10 protein-coding genes are annotated in these 16,163 nt (G+C 70.8%); 8 read left to right on the plus strand and 2 right to left on the minus strand.

Annotation, left to right across the window (positions count from 1 at the left end; genetic code table 11):
• The first annotated feature begins 143 nt into the window (after positions 1-143).
• From PV734_RS25730 to PV734_RS25740, 3 genes are all read left to right on the plus strand, one after another.
• Entirely contained in the window at positions 144-347 is a 204-nt protein-coding gene (locus PV734_RS25730; protein ID WP_006375438.1) for a hypothetical protein, read from the plus strand.
• Between the two features lie 304 nt (positions 348-651).
• Positions 652-4,830: an AAA family ATPase gene (locus PV734_RS25735; RefSeq protein WP_319292098.1), complete on the plus strand. Its 4,179-nt coding sequence runs from the start codon at positions 652-654 to the stop codon at positions 4,828-4,830.
• A 187-nt stretch (positions 4,831-5,017) separates the two neighbouring features.
• Positions 5,018-6,436 (plus strand): sugar porter family MFS transporter, encoded by a 1,419-nt coding sequence (locus PV734_RS25740; RefSeq protein WP_319292101.1) that lies wholly within the window; start codon positions 5,018-5,020, stop codon positions 6,434-6,436.
• 120 nt (positions 6,437-6,556) lie between these two features.
• Here PV734_RS25740 and PV734_RS25745 read toward each other — a convergent pair whose 3' ends face one another.
• Positions 6,557-7,528 (minus strand): LLM class flavin-dependent oxidoreductase, encoded by a 972-nt coding sequence (locus PV734_RS25745; RefSeq protein WP_319095095.1) that lies wholly within the window; start codon positions 7,526-7,528, stop codon positions 6,557-6,559.
• A 134-nt stretch (positions 7,529-7,662) separates the two neighbouring features.
• Between PV734_RS25745 and ftsY the strand changes: the two genes are divergently transcribed.
• Positions 7,663-8,862 (plus strand): signal recognition particle-docking protein FtsY, encoded by a 1,200-nt coding sequence (gene ftsY / locus PV734_RS25750; protein WP_319095096.1) that lies wholly within the window; start codon positions 7,663-7,665, stop codon positions 8,860-8,862.
• Positions 8,863-8,964: 102 nt separating this feature from the next.
• Here ftsY and PV734_RS25755 read toward each other — a convergent pair whose 3' ends face one another.
• Positions 8,965-9,627 carry a bifunctional DNA primase/polymerase gene (locus PV734_RS25755; protein ID WP_319095097.1) on the minus strand — a complete coding sequence of 221 codons (663 nt, stop codon included), beginning with the start codon at positions 9,625-9,627 and terminating at the stop codon, positions 8,965-8,967.
• 456 nt (positions 9,628-10,083) lie between these two features.
• On the opposite strand from PV734_RS25755, the gene PV734_RS25760 reads away from it, so the two are divergent.
• From PV734_RS25760 to PV734_RS25775, 4 genes are all read left to right on the plus strand, one after another.
• On the plus strand, positions 10,084-11,568 hold the full coding sequence (locus tag PV734_RS25760) for a hypothetical protein (RefSeq protein WP_319095098.1): 1,485 nt from the start codon (positions 10,084-10,086) through the stop codon (positions 11,566-11,568).
• A 384-nt stretch (positions 11,569-11,952) separates the two neighbouring features.
• On the plus strand, positions 11,953-13,293 hold the full coding sequence (locus PV734_RS25765; protein WP_319095099.1) for an ammonium transporter: 1,341 nt from the start codon (positions 11,953-11,955) through the stop codon (positions 13,291-13,293).
• Positions 13,290-13,628, plus strand: a complete 339-nt coding sequence (locus PV734_RS25770) for a P-II family nitrogen regulator (RefSeq protein ID WP_006379495.1) — start codon at positions 13,290-13,292, stop codon at positions 13,626-13,628. Before PV734_RS25765 ends, PV734_RS25770 begins: the two co-directional genes overlap by 4 nt.
• A gap of 28 nt (positions 13,629-13,656) precedes the next feature.
• Positions 13,657-16,125: a [protein-PII] uridylyltransferase gene (locus PV734_RS25775; RefSeq protein WP_319095101.1), complete on the plus strand. Its 2,469-nt coding sequence runs from the start codon at positions 13,657-13,659 to the stop codon at positions 16,123-16,125.
• Positions 16,126-16,163 lie beyond the last annotated feature (38 nt).

Consider the following 16,163-nt stretch of genomic DNA (forward strand, 5'->3'; position numbering starts at 1 on the left):
GCCCCGCGCACCTTAGCTGTTTGGCATGTAAGAACGGCAGCAAAAACCCGAGCAAGAACTCCAGAGTGCCAAGCATCGCGGGTGCGATTCCCTCACGACCCACACCGCTTCGGTCGGTCACTCAGTGTGGAGGACCATCCATCATGGCAAAGGCGCTTCTCGGTTACGTCGGCGGCTCTGACCCGCGACTCCTCGCCGAGATGCGACGGCTCCAGCAGCGCGTACAGGATCTGGAATCCGAACTCGGACGCATCCAGGCGGAAAACGACGAGCTGACGGCTGCCGCTTCTCACGACTCGCTTCTCGAGAGCATCGACGCACGCCAGGCGGAGCCCGCGCTCACCTGATCGCTGCATCGTCACGTATTGCGTCAGTACCGCGCACCGCACACGGCAACCCCGTGGTTGAACTGCCCGTGTCAACCGCTGAGCTGTCGGAGTTTGGCCAGAGTATTGCAAGGGACGCTTCGGCGTCCCTTCTTTATTCCCCCGCGCTTCCCCGTGAGCTTTCCCGATGGTCAAGAGTGGTCCTTCCACAGGTTCTCCACTCTCTTTAACGTCTGATGTGCCCTGCACGTTCATCGGTGAAACCGCCGGGGGGTATCCAGGCGGTCATCGTGTGACATAAGGGCGGAAGGTAGAGTCCAGCGGCGTGCACCTCAAGGCCCTGACCCTCCGCGGGTTCAAGTCGTTCGCCTCGGCGACCACGCTGCGCTTCGAGCCGGGCATCACGTGTGTCGTGGGCCCGAACGGCTCGGGCAAGTCCAACGTCGTGGACGCGCTCAGCTGGGTCATGGGCGAGCAGGGCGCCAAGTCGCTGCGCGGCGGCAAGATGGAGGACGTCATCTTCGCCGGCACCACCGGGCGCCCGCCGCTCGGCCGCGCCGAGGTCTCCCTCACCATCGACAACTCCGACGGCGCGCTGCCCATCGAGTACGCCGAGGTCACCATCACGCGGATCATGTTCCGCAACGGCGGCAGCGAGTACCAGATCAACGGCGACACCTGCCGGCTGCTCGACATCCAGGACCTGCTGTCCGACTCCGGCATCGGCCGCGAGATGCACGTCATCGTCGGCCAAGGTCAACTGGACTCCGTACTGCACGCCGATCCGATGGGCCGCCGCGCGTTCATCGAGGAGGCGGCCGGCGTACTGAAGCACCGCAAGCGCAAGGAGAAGGCGCTGCGCAAGCTGGACGCGATGCAGGCGAACCTCGCCCGCGTCCAGGACCTCACCGACGAACTGCGGCGCCAGCTGAAGCCGCTGGGACGGCAGGCGGCCGTCGCGCGCCGGGCCGCGGTCATCCAGGCGGATCTGCGCGACGCCCGGCTCCGACTCCTAGCCGACGATCTCGTACGGCTGCGGGGAGCGCTCCGGACGGAGGTCGCGGACGAGGCCGCGCTCAAGGAACGCAAGGACGCGACGGAGGCCGAGCTGAGAAAGGCCCTTCAGCGCGAGGCGCTCCTGGAGGACGAGGTACGGCAGCTCACGCCGCGCCTCCAGCGCGCGCAGCAGACCTGGTACGACCTCTCCCAGCTCGCCGAACGGGTGCGCGGCACCGTCTCGCTGGCCGACGCGCGGGTGAAGAGCGCCACCTCCGCCCCCGACGAGGAGCGGCGCGGACGTGAGCCCGAGGACATGGAACGTGAGGCCGCGCGTATCCGTGAGCAGGAGGCCGAGCTGGAGGCGGCTCTGGAGGCGGCCGAACACGCGCTGGAGGACACGGCCCTGCACCGGGCCGAGCTGGAGCGTGAACTCGCGGCCGAGGAACGGCGCCTGAAGGACGTGGCTCGTGCGATCGCCGACCGCCGCGAGGGACTGGCCCGGCTGAACGGCCAGGTCAACGCCGCACGATCGCGCGCGGCCGGCGCCCAGGCCGAGATCGGCCGCCTTGCCGCCGCCCGCGACGAGGCGCAGGAACGAGCATTCGCCGCGCAGGAGGAGTACGAGACGTTGCAGGCCGAGGTCGACGGCCTCGACGCGGGTGACGCGGAACTGGCGGAGCGGCACGACACGGCCAAGGCCGCCCTCGCCGACGCGGAAGCGGACCTCACCGCGGCCCGCGAGGCGGTCACGGCGGCGGAACGCAGGCGCGCCGCCACCCAGGCCCGTCACGAGGCCCTGGCCATGGGCCTGCGCCGCAAGGACGGCACGGGCGCGCTGCTGGCCGCCCGGGACCGGCTCACCGGTCTGCTCGGCCCGGCGGCGGAACTGCTGACGGTCACCGCGGGCCACGAGGTCGCCGTGGCCGCGGCCCTCGGCGCGGCGGCGAACGCCGTCGCGGTGACGACACCGGCCTCCGCGGCAGCCGCGATCCGCCTGCTGCGCAAGCAGGACGGGGGGCGCGCTTCGCTGCTGCTGGCGGGGGCACCGGAGCCGGTGGAGGCGGAGGGAGTGCCTGGGGCCGGGCTCCGGCGGCCCGGTGGTTCGGTGGGGGAGGGGGCCGAGGGGGCGCGTGACTCGGTGGACCGCGAAGACGTCGGTGCGCGGTCCGGCGACGGGGTGGGTACCGGCTCGGGGCCTGCGGGCGGCTCGTCGGAGGCGGCTCGGCACGTGGCGGGGGCGTCGGACACGGGAGTGCGCGGTTCGTTGAGCACTGAGGATGCCGCGGGGCGGTCGGGCGGTGCGTCGAGCGACGGTTCGGCCCGCGTGGGGCGGACGGCCGGTCAGGGACCCGGGACTCCTGGTGCTGGTGCCGGCGAGCAGGGTTGGCCCCAGGGCGGGGAAGGGGCGGGCGGTCCCGGTGCGGGGCGGTGGCCGTCGGAGCCCGCTCGCCCGGGTGCCGTGGACGTGAGTGGTACCGATGCTCAGGGCGAGCCGGGTTCGGAGCCCGGGGGGCCGGACGGAGGGGCTGACCGAGGTGACGACTCCGGCGCGGCCGTGGGTACCGCCTCCGGTGCTGCCCGGGACGGCGCGGCTGTCGCCGGCCTGGGGTCCTTGCCCGGCGCCGCCCGCGATGGCGTGGCTGTCGATGCCCGCGGCTCCTCCCCGGGCGACCGTGCGCCGGTCGTGCGCCGCGTGCCCGGCGGGTCGCCCCTTGCCGCCGAGCTGGTCCGGGGCCCCGCCGAACTCATGCCCGCCGTACGGAGGTTGCTGCGCGGGATCGTCGTGGTCGAGACGCTCGAAGACGCTGAGGAACTGGTGTACTCGCGGCCGGAGTTGACCGCCGTGACCGCCGAAGGAGACTTGCTGGGTGCCCACTTCGCACACGGCGGGTCCGCCGGGGCGCCGAGCCTGCTGGAAGTGCAGGCCTCCGTCGACGAGGCCGCCGCCGAGCTCGATGAACTGGCCGTTCGGTGTGAGGAGTTGGCCGGGGCGCAGCGGCTCGCAGGGGAGCGGCGCAAGGAGTGTGCCGCGTTCGTCGAGGAGTTGGGGGAGCGGCGGCGGGCCGCGGACCGGGAGAAGTCGGCCGTCGCCCAGCAACTCGGGCGGCTCGCCGGACAGGCCAGGGGCGCCGCCGGAGAGGCCGAGAGGTCCACCGCGGCCGCGGCGCGCGCGCAGGAAGCTCTCGACAAGGCCGTAGAGGATGCCGAGGAGTTGGCGGAGCGGCTCGCTGTCGCCGAGGAGATGCCCGTCGAGGAGGAGCCCGACACGGGGGTCCGGGACAGGCTCGCCGCCGACGGCGCCAACGCGCGGCAGACCGAGATGGAGGCGCGGCTCCAGGTCCGTACGCACGAGGAGCGGGTGAAGGGGCTGGCCGGACGGGCCGACTCGCTCGACCGCGCCGCACGTGGCGAACGGGAGGCACGCGCGCGTGCCGAGCAGCGGAGGGCGCGGCTCCGGCACGAGGCGGCCGTCGCCGAGGCCGTCGGTTCGGGAGCCCGGCAACTGCTCGCGCACGTGGAGGTCTCGCTCGGCCGGGCCGATCAGGAACGCACCGCGGCCGACGCGGCCAAGGCCCGGCGTGAGCAGGAACTGACCGCCGCTCGCGCCGCCGGGCGGGACTTCAAGGCCGAACTCGACAAGTTGACGGATTCGATGCACCGCGGTGAGGTACTCGGCGCCGAGAAGCGGCTGCGGATCGAGCAGCTGGAGACCAAGGCGCTGGAGGAGCTCGGTGTGGAACCGGAGGGGTTGGTGGCCGAGTACGGCCCGCACCAGCTGGTGCCGCCCTCGCCCCCCGCCGAGGGCGAGGAACTGCCCGAGGATCCGGAGCATCCGCGCAACCAGCCGAAGCAGTTCCACCGCGCCGAGCAGGAGAAGCGGCTCAAGGCGACCGAGCGGGCCTACCAGCAGCTGGGCAAGGTCAACCCGCTGGCGCTGGAGGAGTTCGCGGCGCTGGAGGAACGTCACAAGTTCCTCAGTGAGCAGCTTGAGGATCTGAAGAAGACACGCATTGATCTGCTTCAGGTCGTGAAGGAGGTCGACGAGCGTGTCGAACAGGTCTTCACCGAGGCGTACCGGGACACGGCGGTGCAGTTCGAGGGCGTCTTCAGCCGGCTGTTCCCCGGAGGTGAGGGGCGGCTGATCCTGACCGACCCCGACAACATGCTCACCACCGGCGTGGACGTGGAGGCCCGGCCGCCGGGCAAGAAGGTCAAGCGGCTGTCCCTGCTGTCCGGCGGTGAGCGCTCGCTGACCGCCGTCGCGCTGCTCGTGTCGATCTTCAAGGCGCGTCCCAGCCCGTTCTATGTGATGGACGAGGTCGAGGCGGCGCTCGACGACACCAACCTTCAGCGGCTGATCCGGATCATGCAGGAGCTTCAGGAGGCCTCGCAGCTGATCGTGATCACGCATCAGAAGCGCACCATGGAGGTCGCCGACGCGCTGTACGGCGTCTCCATGCAGGGCGACGGCGTGTCGAAGGTGATTTCACAACGGCTCCGCTAGCCCTTCTTTTATCCTTCAAGACTTGAAGGAAACGCCCTTGTTCGTGCCTTCTTTCTCACATCAATAGCGCTATTGACTTCGAAACTTGAAGGCTTAGTCTCGGAAACGTCGTTTTTACCTTCAGGTACCACCTACCTGAGAGGGTCCCCCACCCCGGCGGCGTTGCCGGTGGCCCGAGGAGTTGTACGTGACCAGCACTGAGCAGGAACCCAGGTCAGGAGCCGGAGCGGCTCACCCCGAGCATCTCGGGCACGTCATCTTCATCGCGGCGGCGGCCGCGATGGGCGGTTTCCTCTTCGGCTACGACAGTGCCGTGATCAACGGCGCCGTCGAGGCGATCCGGAGCCGCTACGACGTCGGCTCCGCGGCCCTGGCGCAGGTCATCGCCATCGCGTTGATCGGCTGTGCCATCGGCGCCGCCACCGCGGGACGCATGGCCGACCGTATCGGCCGTATCCGCTGTATGCAGATCTCCGCGGTGCTGTTCACCATCAGCGCCGTCGGCTCCGCGCTGCCCTTCGCGCTGTACGACCTCGCCTTCTGGCGGATCGTCGGCGGCTTCGCCATCGGCATGGCCTCCGTCATCGGCCCCGCCTACATCGCCGAGGTCGCCCCGGCCGCGTACCGGGGACGGCTCGGCTCCTTCCAGCAGGCCGCGATCGTCGTCGGTATCGCCATCTCGCAGCTGGTCAACTGGGGCATCCTGAACGCGGCGGGCGGCGACCAGCGCGGCGAGCTGCTGGGCGTCGAGGCCTGGCAGGTCATGCTCGGTGTGATGGTCGTACCGGCGGTGCTCTACGGGCTGCTGTCCCTCGCGATCCCCGAGTCGCCGCGCTTCCTGATCTCCGCAGGCCGCGACGAGCGCGCCCGTGAGGTGCTGCGCGAGGTCGAGGGCGACCATATCGACCTGGACGCCCGGGTCGCCGAGATCGAGCGGGCCATGAAGAGGGAGCACCAGTCGGTCTTCAAGGACCTGCTCGGCGGCACCTTCTTCTTCAAGCCGATCGTCTGGATCGGTATCGGCCTCTCGGTCTTCCAGCAGTTCGTCGGCATCAACGTCGCGTTCTACTACTCCTCGACGCTCTGGCAGTCGGTCGGCGTCGACCCGACGGACTCGTTCCTCTACTCGTTCACCACGTCGATCATCAACATCGTCGGCACCGTGATCGCCATGATCTTCGTCGACCGGGTCGGCCGCCGGCCCCTCGCGCTCATCGGTTCCGTGGGCATGGCCCTCGGGCTCGCCCTGGAGGCCTGGGCCTTCTCCTACGACCTGGTCGACGGCAAGCTGCCCGCCACGCAGGGCTGGGTCGCCCTGGTCGCCGCCCATGTGTTCGTGCTCTTCTTCGCCCTGTCCTGGGGTGTCGTGGTCTGGGTCTTCCTGGGCGAGATGTTCCCGAACAGGCTCCGCGCCGCCGCCCTCGGTGTGGCCGCCGCCGCGCAGTGGATCGCCAACTGGGCCATCACCGCGAGCTTCCCGTCCCTGGCCGACTGGAACCTCTCCGCCACCTACGTGATCTACACGATCTTCGCGGTGCTCTCGATCCCGTTCGTGCTCCGGTTCGTCAAGGAGACGAAGGGCAAGACGCTGGAGGAGATGGGCTGAGCCCGTCACCCCCGCACGACTCGGGGAGAAGGGCCAAGTCCCCGCTGCCCTTCTCCCCGTATCCGCCGCCGCTTCAGGCTCGGCCTCTGCCCGAGCCGGAAGCGGCTTTCGGTCGGTGCGTCAGGACGCCGGCCGCGGCGCCACCCGCTCCGCGAACAGCCGCAGACTCCGCCACCCCTCCTCCACCGGCATCCCGCCGGCCAGCGGATGCAGCACGTAGCTGTCCAGCCCCTGCGCCAGGCACTCCTCGGGCGTCAGTATCCGGTACACGCCCTCGTCGCGCAGCTCCTCGACCGTCGTGGCTCCCGACTTCACGGCGGACCGTATGTCGCCGGACTGCCAGGAGGCGTACGTCCGGGCCTCGTGCAGGAAGTGGTGGCCGTACTCGGCCCATGCCCGGTCCGGGTCCTCGGTGATGTGCAGCAGCGGGGTCTCGGCGGCCGGCATCATCGTCCAGCCCTCGGTGCCGTACTCGACGAGCCGCTCCTTGTAGTAGGCCTCCAGCTCGGGCAGGTGCGCGCTGGGGAACAGGGGAAGCCCGAGACGGGCCGCCCGTCTGGCCGCCGCCTTCGACGAGCCGCCCACCAGGAGCAGCGGATGCGGGTCGGTAAAGGGGCGCGGAGTGACCCGTACCGTGCGCCCCCGGTAGGTGAACTCCTCCCCGGTCCAGGCCTTCAGGAGCGTCTCCAGCAGCTCGTCCTGGAGCCTGCCGCGGCGCTTCCAGTCGGTGCCGAACTGGGCGTACTCCTCGGGCCGGTAACCGATGCCGGCGACCGTGACCAGCCGTCCGCCGCTCAGCAGATCGAGTACGGCGATGTCCTCGGCGAGCCTCAAGGGGTCGTGCAACGGGCCGATCACCGCCGAGACCGTCACCGCGATCCGGCGCGTCGCCCCGAACACGGCCCCCGCGAAGGCGAACGGCGAGGGCAGCCAGTTGTTCGCGACGCCGTGGTGCTCCTCGGTCTGGACGGTGGTGATGCCGTGGGCGTCGGCGTACGCGGCCATCTCGATCGCGGCCTGGTAGCGGGCGCGGAGCTCGGCGGGGGTGGCATCGGGGGCGACCAGGTTGAAACGTACGACGGTGACGGGCATGGGGGTCCCTTCCGGCGGGTGTGCCGGGGGAGATTAGCTGACGATGTGTCAGATCGCCAGGGGTGTGGAGCGGGGGCCGGGCGGCCTACCGGGACCGGACGCGTCAGGGGGCGGTCGCGCATACTGGTGCGGTTATGGAAACCGTCATCCTTGCTGTAGTCATCGCCGTGGTCGTGCTCGGTGTGCTCGGTGGGCTCGTCGTCGGCAGCCGCAGGAAGAAGCCGCTGCCCCCGGCGCCCCCCACGACACCCGACCTCACCGCCCCTCCGGCCGAGCCGCATGTCGGCGACGAGGCCGAGACGCCGCGCGACGAACCGCGCCGCACCATAGAGGAGGTGGATCTCCCGGGCGCCGACGCCTCGTCCGTCGCCGTCGAGGAACCGCCCTCCGCTCCCGCCGTCGAGGTGCCGGAGCCCACCGCCGGTCGGCTGGTCCGGCTGCGCACCCGGCTCTCCCGGTCACAGAACGCGCTCGGCAAGGGGCTGCTCACGCTCCTCGCGCGCGAGCACCTCGACGACGAGACCTGGGAGGAGGTCGAGGACACCCTCCTCACCGCCGACGTGGGCGTCCAGCCCACCCAGGACCTGGTCGAGAGGTTGCGCGAGCGGGTGAAGGTGCTTGGTACCCGTACGCCCGCCGAGCTGCGCGGGCTGCTGCGCGAGGAGCTGCTCCAGATCCTCGTACCCGAGTTCGACCGGACGGTGAAGACCGACTCGAACCTCGACACCCCGGGCATCGTGATGGTCGTCGGCGTCAACGGCACCGGCAAGACCACCACCACCGGCAAGCTCGCGCGTGTGCTCGTCGCCGACGGGAAGAACGTCGTTCTCGGCGCCGCCGACACCTTCCGGGCCGCCGCCGCCGACCAGCTCCAGACCTGGGGCGACCGCGTCGGGGCCCGTACCGTGCGCGGTCCCGAGGGCGGTGACCCCGCGTCGATCGCCTTCGACGCGGTCAAGGAGGGCATCGAGGCCGGCGCCGACGTCGTCCTGATCGACACCGCCGGGCGGCTGCACACCAAGACCGGGCTCATGGACGAGCTCGGCAAGGTCAAGCGCGTCGTCGAGAAGCACGCCCCGCTGGACGAGGTGCTGCTCGTGCTGGACGCCACGACCGGGCAGAACGGGCTGGTCCAGGCCCGCGTCTTCGCCGAGGTCGTCGACATCACCGGCATCGTGCTCACCAAGCTCGACGGCACCGCCAAGGGCGGCATCGTCATCGCCGTACAGCGCGAACTGGGCGTGCCGGTGAAGCTGATCGGGCTCGGTGAGGGGGCCGACGATCTGGCTCCGTTCGAGCCGGAGGCGTTCGTTGACGCACTTATCGGGGAGTGATCATCACCTCCGAAATTTCGGAAGTGGTTCGAAGCGTCCGTCTCCATGGAGCAGTTGGGGACGGACGCTTCGGCGTATGGCCCTGCCGATGAGCCCGCGAGCCTAAGCCCGCGACCGGTGCGCGACGTAAGCCAGCGTTCCCAGCAGCAGCCTGGCCGCCGGGGGCTTCGTCGCCGTGTCCAGGGCGGGCGGGCGCAGCCAGGTGACCGGGCCGAGGCCGCCCCGGTCGGACGGGGGCGCCGTGAGGTACGTACCGGCGCCCCGGCCGTGCAGGTCGAGTGTCGCGTCGTCCCAGCCCATGCGGTAGAGCAGTGCGGGGAGTTCGGCGGCGGCGCCGGGGGCGACGAAGAACTGGGCGCGGCCTTCGGGGGTGGCGGTGACCGGGCCGAGGGGCAGGCCCATGCGCTCCAGCCGGACCAGGGCGTGCCGGCCGGCCGGTTCGGCGACCTCGATCACGTCGAAGGCGCGGCCCACGGGGAGCATGACCGAGGCGCCGGGGAACTGGCCCCAGGTGTCCGTGACTTCGCCGAGTGTGGCGCCGGCCTCGACCCGGGGTGCGAAGCTCAGGGGGTGGGCGCCGGGAGCGGGGCAGTCGGTCAGGCCGCAGGAGCAGGCGCCGCCCGCCGCGCGGGCACCGGCGACCACGTCCCAGCCCCAGAGACCGGTGTACTCGGCCACGGCGGTGCACTCCGACGACCGGCCGCGGCGGCGCGTGCCGGGCCGGATCTCGCGGATGCCCCGGCTGCTGCCGATCGTGAAGCCCATGCCCCCTCCAACGGGTCCGACGCACCGGTGGTTACGAACTGCGAGCAGAACGTGACCCTGCGTTTCCGACTGTCCGCACCCCTGCCCGCCATCACCTGTTCCAGTCGGCGCCCAGAAGCGCTTCGGGTGGTGCGCTCGGCGGCGTGCGCCCTCGCGCGCATCGCTCCGCCCACTCCCGACCGTCCACTGTCAAGTCAATCCTGTGTAGGTGCCCGTGAGTTCATTCGAAGGGGTGGCGAATGGTGGCGTTTCCTGGATCGCCATGGCCGGAGGCGTGATCGTAGGATTACTTTGAGTGCACGAGGCCTGAGGGCACATGCGCTTGTGGGTATGCCGGAGGCAAGTCGACTTCCCGTTCGAAGGGTGAGAACTGCCGGACGCGGAGCCTATTTACCGGCATTCTGATAGGGCTTGGCGCACTCGGCGACAAGTGGTCTCAGGGATGGGGGCGTTCCAGTGGGCGGCAACGGCGGAAGCGCGACGACCGCGGCTAGCACCGAGAAGCGCCCGAACGAGCTGCTCGGCTCGTGGTTCGTGCGCAGCGGCTGGTCGAAGGGCGAGCTGGCGCGCCAAGTGAACCGCCGGGCACGCCAGTTGGGTGCCAACCACATCTCGACGGACACCTCGCGGGTCCGGCGCTGGCTGGACGGGGAGAACCCGCGCGAGCCGATCCCGCGCATCCTGTCCGAGCTGTTCTCCGAGCGCTTCGGCTGCGTCGTCTCCATCGAGGACCTGGGGCTGCGCACCGCCCGGCAGTCGCCGTCCGCGTCCGGCGTCGACCTGCCCTGGACGGCCCCCCAGACCGTGGCCCTGCTCAGCGAGTTCTCACGCAGCGACCTGATGCTGGCGCGCCGCGGCTTCCTGGGCACCGCGCTGTCCCTCGCCGCCGGCCCCACCCTCATCGAGCCCATGCAGCGCTGGCTCGTCCCGGTGCCACCCGCGCCGCCCGAGGAGCCCGAGCACCCGTCCGCCGCCCGCCGGGTCGGCCGTCTCTCCAAGCCCGAACTGGAGCTGCTGGAGTCCACCACCGCGATGTTCCGGCAGTGGGACGCGCAGTGCGGCGGCGGCCTGCGCCGCAAGGCCGTGGTCGGACAGCTGCACGAGGTGACGGACCTCCTCCAGGAGCCCCAGCCCGAGGCCACCACCCGCAAGCTGTTCAAGGTCGCCGCCGAGCTGGCCGAACTCGCCGGCTGGATGTCCTACGACGTGGGGCTCCAGCCGACCGCGCAGAAGTACTTCGTGCTGGCCCTGCATGCCGCCAAGGAGGCCGGCGACAAGCCGCTGGGCAGTTACGTCCTGTCGTCCATGAGCCGGCAGATGATCCACCTCGGACGGCCCGACGACGCCCTCGAACTGATCCATCTCGCCCAGTACGGCAGCCGTGACTGCGCCAGCCCCCGCACGCAGGCCATGCTGTATGCGATGGAGGCGCGCGCATACGCCAATATGGGGCAACCCGGAAAGTGCAAGCGGGCCGTGCGGATGGCCGAGGACACGTTCGCGGATGTACACGATTGGGACGAGCCCGATCCCGACTGGATCCGCTTCTTCTCCCAGGCCGAGCTGTACGGCGAGAACAGCCACTCGTTCCGTGACCTGGCCTATGTCGCGGGCCGCAGCCCCACCTACGCCTCGCTGGCCGAGCCGATGATGCGCGACGCCGTCGACCTGTTCGCGAAGGACACCGATCACCAGCGGTCGTACGCACTGAACCTGATCGGCATGGCCACCGTCCACCTCCTTCAGCGGGAGCCCGAGCGGGCGACGGTACTGGCCGCGGAGGCCATGGTCATCGCCAAGAAGGTGCGCTCCGAACGGGTCAGCACTCGTATCCGAAAGACCGTCGACACGGCCGTACGGGATTTCGGGGACCTCACCGAGGTCGTCGACCTGACCGACCTGCTCGCGGTCGAACTGCCCGAGACCGCCGAAGCGGTCTGACACCCCAGAACCCCGGCCGCGGCAGGCCCTCCCGACAGCCCGACTCGGCTCCCCCGCCAGGTCATCGGAAGGCCGGCCGCGGTCGGACTGTCTTTTGCGCCCAAACGGCGCCATTCTCGCGGAAGTGGCTGGTCGCGGTGGGGGGCGCCCGATCGGCGGTCGCGGTTGCCTTTGCCGAAGATTGCGTCACGATAACGATCACGGTGACCGAAATCCGGCAGTTCATTCAGGCGTAACACAGGCGGTGCCTTCGTCACGTCGCCGAAACATCGAGGGGCGTCGACCGAAACGGCGCTGCGTCAATGTCTGGCGCATAACCGGCCCACCCCTCAATCCGCTCAGGCTTCGCCCGCACGGGGCCGTACCAATGACGAGGAGACGCCGATGGCATCAGCCGCCATCACGCTAGCCGCAGAGGCTCCCAAGCTCTCTGCCGCGAACACCGGGTTCATGCTGATCTGTTCGGCCCTGGTGTTGCTCATGACCCCCGGTCTCGCCTTCTTCTACGGAGGCATGGTCCGGGTCAAGAGCACCCTGAACATGTTGATGATGAGCTTTATCAGCATCGGCATCGTCACCCTTCTGTGGGTGCTGTACGGCTTCTCCCTCGCGTTCGGCACCGACAAGGGCAGCCTCATCGGCTGGACCTCGGGCTGGGTCGGTCTCAGTGACATCGGCACGACCGATATCTGGGACGGCTACAACATCCCGATCCTGGCCTTCATGGTCTTCCAGATGATGTTCGCGATCATCACGCCCGCCCTGATCAGCGGTGCCCTCGCGGACCGCGTCAAGTTCTCGGCCTGGGCGCTGTTCGTCGCCCTGTGGGCCACCGTCGTGTACTTCCCCGTCGCCCACTGGGTGTGGGGCGCCGGCGGCTGGGCCTTCGAGCTCGGTGTCATCGACTTCGCCGGTGGTACGGCGGTCCACATCAACGCGGGTGCTGCGGCGCTCGGCGTGATCCTGGTCATCGGCAAGCGCGTCGGCTTCAAGAAGGACCCGATGCGCCCGCACAGCCTGCCGCTGGTCATGCTCGGCTCCGGCCTCCTGTGGTTCGGCTGGTTCGGCTTCAACGCCGGCTCCTGGCTGGGCAACGACGACGGCGTGGGCACGCTGATGTTCGTCAACACGCAGGTCGCCACCGCCGCCGCCATGCTCGCCTGGCTCATCTACGAGAAGATCCGTCACGGCGCGTTCACCACCCTGGGCGCCGCCTCCGGCGCTGTCGCGGGTCTGGTCGCCATCACCCCCTCGGGCGGCGCGGTCTCCCCGATCGGCGCGATCGCGGTCGGCGCCATCGCCGGTGTGCTGTGCGCCATGGCTGTCGGCCTCAAGTACAAGTTCGGTTACGACGACTCGCTCGACGTCGTCGGTGTCCACATGGTCGGCGGTGTCGTCGGCTCCCTGCTGATCGGCTTCTTCGCCAGCGGCAAGGGCCAGTCGGAGGTCGAGGGTCTCTTCTACGGCGGCGGCCTCGACCAGTTCTGGAAGCAGTGCGCCGGCGTCTTCGCCGTCCTCGGCTACTCCCTGGTCGTCTCCGCGGTCCTCGCCTTCCTCCTCGACAAGACGATCGGCATGCGCGTCCCCGAGGACGACGAGATCGCCGGCATCGACCAGGCCGAGCACGCCGAGACCGCATACGACTTCAGCGGCGCCGGTGGCGGCGCGGCCCGTACGTCCGTCACGGCGGCCGTCGGTGGCGAGAGCAAGAAGGTGGACGCATGAAGCTCATCACCGCCGTTGTGAAGCCCCACCGGCTCGACGAGATCAAGGAGGCCCTCCAGGCCTTCGGGGTCCACGGTCTGACGGTCACCGAAGCGAGCGGCTACGGTCGTCAGCGGGGCCACACCGAGGTCTACCGGGGCGCCGAGTACACGGTCGACCTGGTTCCCAAGATCCGTATCGAGGTCCTCGCCGAGGACGACGACGCCGAGGGTCTGATCGACGTCATCGTCAAGGCGGCCCGGACCGGCAAGATCGGTGACGGCAAGGTCTGGTCCCTCCCGGTCGAGACGGCCGTCAGGGTCCGGACCGGCGAGCGCGGCCCGGACGCGCTCTGAGGCAGCAAAGAAGAACAGGAGTCGCTGGGTGACGAGTACGGACGTGCGTAAGGATGCAGAGGACTCGGGACCCAGCGGCTATGCGGCGGCCCGGCTGCGCCTCCTCACTGAGGAGGCGCGGTCCGGGCCGCCGCGCCGTGCGGCTCTGGCCGAACTGACGGACGACTGGCTGAGCGGCCTCTTCACGGCCGGTGCCGAGGAACTGCGCGGAGTCTCCCTGGTCGCCGTCGGCGGCTACGGCAGAGGCGAGCTCTCCCCACGCAGCGACCTGGACCTGCTTCTCCTGCACGACGGCAGCGACTCCGCCGCCGTCGCCGCCCTCGCCGACCGCCTCTGGTACCCCGTCTGGGACCTGGGCCTCGCCCTGGACCACTCGGTCCGGACCCCGTCCGAGGCCCGCAAGGTGTCGGGCGAGGACCTCAAGGTGCAGCTGGGCCTGCTGGACGCCCGCCACCTGGCCGGCGACCTCGGTCTCACAGCCGGCCTGCGCACCGCCGTCCTCGCCGACTGGCGCAACCAGGCCCCCAAGAAGCTCCCCGAACTCCAGGAACTCTGCGCCGAACGGGCCGAACGCCAGGGCGAACTGCAGTACCTCCTCGAACCCGACCTCAAGGAGGCCCGCGGTGGCCTGCGCGACGCCACCGCCCTGCGCGCGGTCGCGGCCTCCTGGCTGGCCGACGCCCCCCGTGAGGGCCTCGCCGACGCGCGCCGCCGCCTCCTGGACGTCCGGGACGCCCTCCACCTGGCGACGGGCCGTGCGACCGACCGCCTCGCGCTCCAGGAACAGGACCAGGTAGCCGCCGAACTCGGACTCCTCGACGCCGACACCCTCCTGCGACAGGTGTACGAGGCGGCACGCGTCGTGTCGTACGCGAGTGACGTGACCTGGCGCGAGGTGGGGCGCGTGCTGCGATCGCGCGCCGTGCGCCCGCGCCTGCGCGCCATGCTGGGCGGCGGCAAACCGGCGCCGGAACGTTCCCCCTTGGCCGAGGGCGTCGTCGAGCAGGACGGCGAGGTGGTCCTCGCCCGCGCCGCGCGCCCCGACCGCGACCCCGTACTCCCGCTGCGCGCCGCCGCCGCGGCCGCGCAGGCGGGCCTTCCGATGTCCCTGCACGCGGTCCGCCGCATGGCGGCTGTGGCACGGCCGCTGCCGACCCCGTGGCCGGCCGAGGCGCGCGAACAACTGGTCACGCTGCTGGGCTCGGGCCGCCCGACCATCGAGGTCTGGGAGGCGCTGGAGGCCGAAGGCCTGATCACCCACTTCCTCCCCGACTGGGAGCGGGTCCGCTGCCGCCCGCAGCGCAACGCCGTCCACATCTGGACGGTCGACCGCCACCTGATCGAAACGGCCGTCCGGGCCTCCGAGTTCACCCGCCGCGTCAGCCGCCCCGACCTCCTCCTCGTCTCGGCGCTCCTCCACGACATCGGCAAGGGCTGGCCCGGCGACCACTCCGTGGCGGGCGAGATCATCGCCAAGGACGTGGCCGCCCGCATCGGCTTCGACCGCGCCGACGTGGCGGTCCTGGCCACCCTCGTACGTCACCATCTGCTGCTCGTCGACACCGCCACCCGGCGTGACTTGGAGGACCCGGCCACCGTCCGCTCGGTCGCCGAGGCCGTCGGCACACAGAGCACCCTCGAACTGCTCCACGCACTCACCGAGTCCGACGCGCTGGCGACGGGCCCGGCCGCCTGGTCGTCCTGGCGCGGCTCACTCGTCGCCGACCTGGTGAAACGGGTCGGTGCCGTGCTCGCCGGGGACGCCCCCGAGGAGCCCGAGGCCGCCGCGCCCACCGCCGAGCAGGAACGGCTCGCCATAGAGGCGTTCCGCACGGGCGGCCCGGTGCTGTCGCTGCGTGCCCAGACGGAATCCCCGGCGGAGGCGTCGGCGGAGGGGGCCCCGGCGCCGGAGGCGGGCGAACCCGAACCTCTGGGCGTCGAACTCCTGATCGCCGTCCCGGACCAGCCCGGTGTGCTGCCCGCGGTGGCCGGAGTCCTCGCCATGCACCGGCTGACCGTGCGCACGGCGGAACTGCGCGCACTGGACCTCCCCGACGGCGTCGAGGGCGCGGTCCTGCTCCTGGACTGGCGCGTCGCCGCCGAGTACGGCTCCCTGCCCCAGGCGGCCCGACTGCGCGCCGACCTCGTACGGGCCCTGGACGGCTCCCTGGACATCACGGGCCGCCTGGCCGAGCGCGACGCGGCGTACCCGCGCCGCCGGGGCGTGGTGGCGCCGGCGGCCCGGGTGACCGTACATCCGGCCGCGTCCCGGCTGGCCACGGTGATCGAGGTGCGCGCGCAGGACGCCCCGGGGCTGCTGCACCGCCTCGGGCGGGCCCTGGAGGACGCGGCGGTGCGGGTGCGGAGCATGCACGTCAGCACGCTCGGTTCGAACGCCGTGGACGCCTTCTACGTGACCAACGCCAAGGGCGTGCCCCTGCCAGCGGGCGAGGTGTCCACGGTGGCACGGAAGCTGGAGGAGATGCTGCGCGGGTGACCACCGGCGCGGGATTTCCGTCCCCGCCTGCCGAATAC

Source organism: Streptomyces sp. AK08-02, assembly GCF_033795085.1.
GTDB classification, from domain to species: domain Bacteria; phylum Actinomycetota; class Actinomycetes; order Streptomycetales; family Streptomycetaceae; genus Streptomyces; species Streptomyces echiniscabiei.